Consider the following 3163-nt stretch of genomic DNA (forward strand, 5'->3'; position numbering starts at 1 on the left):
CGCATGCTGACGTAGATGACTACGCTGCGCGCGAGCCTTGCTCTCGGCGGTTTTCCGACGAAACGCGATCCGCCGACAAAATGTCAACAGAGCCTAGCAGCCTGTTGGTGCGCCGCGCTATTTCAGTTCGGCTTTCAGATCATCCCACCACTCTGCCCCCATCGGCGTATCGGTTGGCAAGGTCGGGTTGGCAATGCGGAACAGGCGCCTGCCCGACAATTGCAGGCTGCCCAGAGCGCGTTTCTTGTATTCGAGGTAGCGCCGATCGAATTCGCCAGAGCGGCGCAAGCGTTGCAGGCCGTCTTCTATACGCGCCGCCAGCGCCTCGCCCTGGCTATCTCGTGCCACATAGAAGTAGCGTGGCAATGGGTAATACAGCATCAGCTGGCGCTCGATGGCCAGCTTGGGAAACGCGCCTTGCTGGGCGGAAAATTCGCTGGCGATTTCGTTTACCCCCCGCGAAAACAGGGTAAACCGCCCGGCGCGCAGCATCTGGAACAGCCCGTCATAGCCCTCGCCCTCCACCACCGGCAGGCCGGCAGCACGCAAGATCTTTACATCGACCCAAGAGCGGTCCTGCCCTTGCTCGAAGCGCGCCAGCTCGGCCAAGTTGCTTACTTTGTCCAACTGCGGCTGATTGTCTTCATTGATCAGGAACAGGCGGTAACCGGTCAGACCTTTGTCGAGCGGAATGCGGATCGGCCGCAGCTTTCGTTCCAGCTCGCGATCAGCAGTGCGCACGATGATATTGATCAGGCCTGAGCGCTCAACCTCTGCGGTGGCACGCGCTGCGGTCATCGGCGCCGCCTGCTCTTGCAAGATGTAGTCGCCATACCTGGCGCGATTGGCCTCCAGTGCCGCCTGCAGCAGTCCCCAGTAATAGGCATAGCGCTGATCGGCACTGCTCTGCCCCGGCGCATGGCGGATCTGCAAGGGCGCTGCCTGCAGCAGCGACGCCCAGATAAGAACACCGATGAGCAGCGCCATGCGCACGGCTACCTCACTTGCCTGCCCCTCAGGGCGTATCGTCCAGCGGCATATCGTTGCTGCCGCGCGCCGCAATCACGCCGAGCCGCCGTTTCAACGAGGTATCGCCATGACCGAAGGTGCGCGCGTAATACACCGCATTGGCCATCACCTTCTTCACATAGTCGCGTGTTTCGGTGAACGGGATGGTCTCGGCATAGATCGCCCCTTCCAGCGCCCGATCAGCCCGCCAGGCCTTGGCGCGACCCGGTCCTGCATTGTAGGCAGCGGTTGCCAAGACTGGCTGGCTACCCAGGCTATTGAGCACATGCTTCAGATAATAGGTTCCCAGCTGGATATTGAAGCCGATCTCGTTCACCGCGCTGGGCTCATAGCGCACCCCGATCTTTTTCGACACCCAGCGGGCGGTCGCCGGCATCAGCTGCATCAGGCCATTGGCACCGACGCCGGACTTGGCCACCGTAACAAAACGGCTTTCCTGGCGGATCAGGCCGTACACCCATGCTTCATCCAGATTGAGGTTTTGCGCATAGCTGGTGGTGACATCGTGGTAAGGCGCCAGAAAACGTAGGCTCAGGTCATGCAATTCGCGCGTGCGTTCGGCCGAGTAGATGGCCCGGTCGTACCAGCCGGCCTGGCGCGCCACCTCGGCCGCCGCCAGCAGCTGCCGGTCGGTGAGACCGCGCATGCCCCAGTTCCATTCACGCACGCCTTCCAGACGCCAATCCATGCTGAACAGGGCCAAAGCGCGCGACACCGCCGGCAACTCGCGCGCGGCGCGCAACTCGGCCTCGCTGGGCTTGTAGCGGCTGGTATTCATCTCCACCGCCACGCTGCCCATATCTTCGCGGGCCAGCAGGCCGTAAAAGCTCTGGTCGCCAAGTAGTTCGGCAAAGCGGCGATCGGCTTCATCACGCTGGCCGGCCTGCAAAAACGCCCGCCCACGCCAGTAGCGCCAGGCCGGCTGAAAGCGCTCGGCCACCGGCATGGCATCGATCACCTGGCCGACGATCTTCCATTCATTGGCGCGCAAGGCGGCACGCACCCAGGCGGCGCGGCCTTCCGCATCGAGCTGGTTGGCCGGCTCGCCGGCAGCAAACCAGTCCAGCGCCCGATCGTCGAGCTTGCGGATCGCCAGCTCGCCCAATTGGCTATAGGCATGGCGGCGGTCCGGCTCGGGCAGATGCAGTTTGTCCAGCAGCGCCTCACCGCCACCCAGCTCACGCCGCGCCAGCCGGCTCACGGCAAACACCGCCAATTCGCGCCCACCGCGGGTGTTGACCGATAGCAGCGACGCCGCCTTTTCCGGCTTGGCCGCCACCGCCTGGATACGCTTGGCATCGATGCCGGCGGGCTGTTTCAGGCGATCGAGCAATTGCGCGGCAAATTCCGGGCTATTGGCATCGAAGGCCAGCCGTATCCGCGCCCAGGCGTCTTCTTCGCTCAGCTGCCGGTCATTGAACATGGCATCGAACACCGGGCCGCACGGCTCGGGCAGGCCCTTGCCGGTAAACCACAGCGGCTTGGCCTCGGCCTCCAGCAAATTCTTGTCATGGCGCACCACGGCCAGCTGCAGGCGATAGCAATGCAGATCGCTGCCGAGCTCCCATTGGCCGAGCTTGGGCCATTCGCGTTCGAATTTCTCCCAGTCACCGCGCTTGGCCAGCGCTCGCAGCCAGTTGCCGCGCAGGCGCTCGCTCAGCACCCCGCCTGGATAGCGTTCGAAAAACGCATTGAGCTGGCCATCGGCCAGCTTGTCGATCTGCCCATCGAGCAGCCAGAAGCGCGGATACATTTCCAGCACCGTGCCATCGAGGTGCGGCGCCAGCGTAGCCAGCTTGTTGAAGTTGCCAGTGCGCGCCGCTTCGCGCGCAGCATTCATATCGTCGACCAGGGCTGCCTGGGCAGTGAGGGCAGTGGCGAACAGCAGGGCGGGGAGTACACGCAAAATGGATTTCATGATCAGCAAGGTCGCACAAACAGGCTGGTTTGAGCTTAACACAGCACCCGGCTTGGCCAGCGCGCCATTCGCGGCAATCTGACAGCTTGCACTAGGCTCTGTTGACGTTTTGTCGACGGTCGCGCCGGGTCGAGATTTGCGGCCAAGCAAGGTGGAATGAGCGCCGCATGGCGGGCCATGTCAGCGAATGACAACGCAGCTTTGCCGCAAATCTCG

The 3163-nt window shown here is 63.0% G+C and carries 2 protein-coding genes; both read right to left on the minus strand.

All coding sequences use genetic code 11. The features are described from left to right. Positions 1–117: 117 nt before the first annotated feature. Positions 118–987 (minus strand): hypothetical protein, encoded by an 870-nt coding sequence (locus tag ACE3OH_RS21075; RefSeq protein ID WP_374357847.1) that lies wholly within the window; start codon positions 985–987, stop codon positions 118–120. Between the two features lie 28 nt (positions 988–1015). Then, a complete protein-coding gene (locus tag ACE3OH_RS21080) occupies positions 1016–2935 on the minus strand; it encodes a transglycosylase SLT domain-containing protein (RefSeq protein ID WP_374357850.1) in 1920 nt (639 codons plus the stop codon). Positions 2936–3163: the final 228 nt, after the last annotated feature.

It is taken from the genome of Chitinimonas sp., assembly GCF_041904975.1.
Classification (GTDB): Bacteria; Pseudomonadota; Gammaproteobacteria; order Burkholderiales; family Chitinimonadaceae; genus Chitinimonas.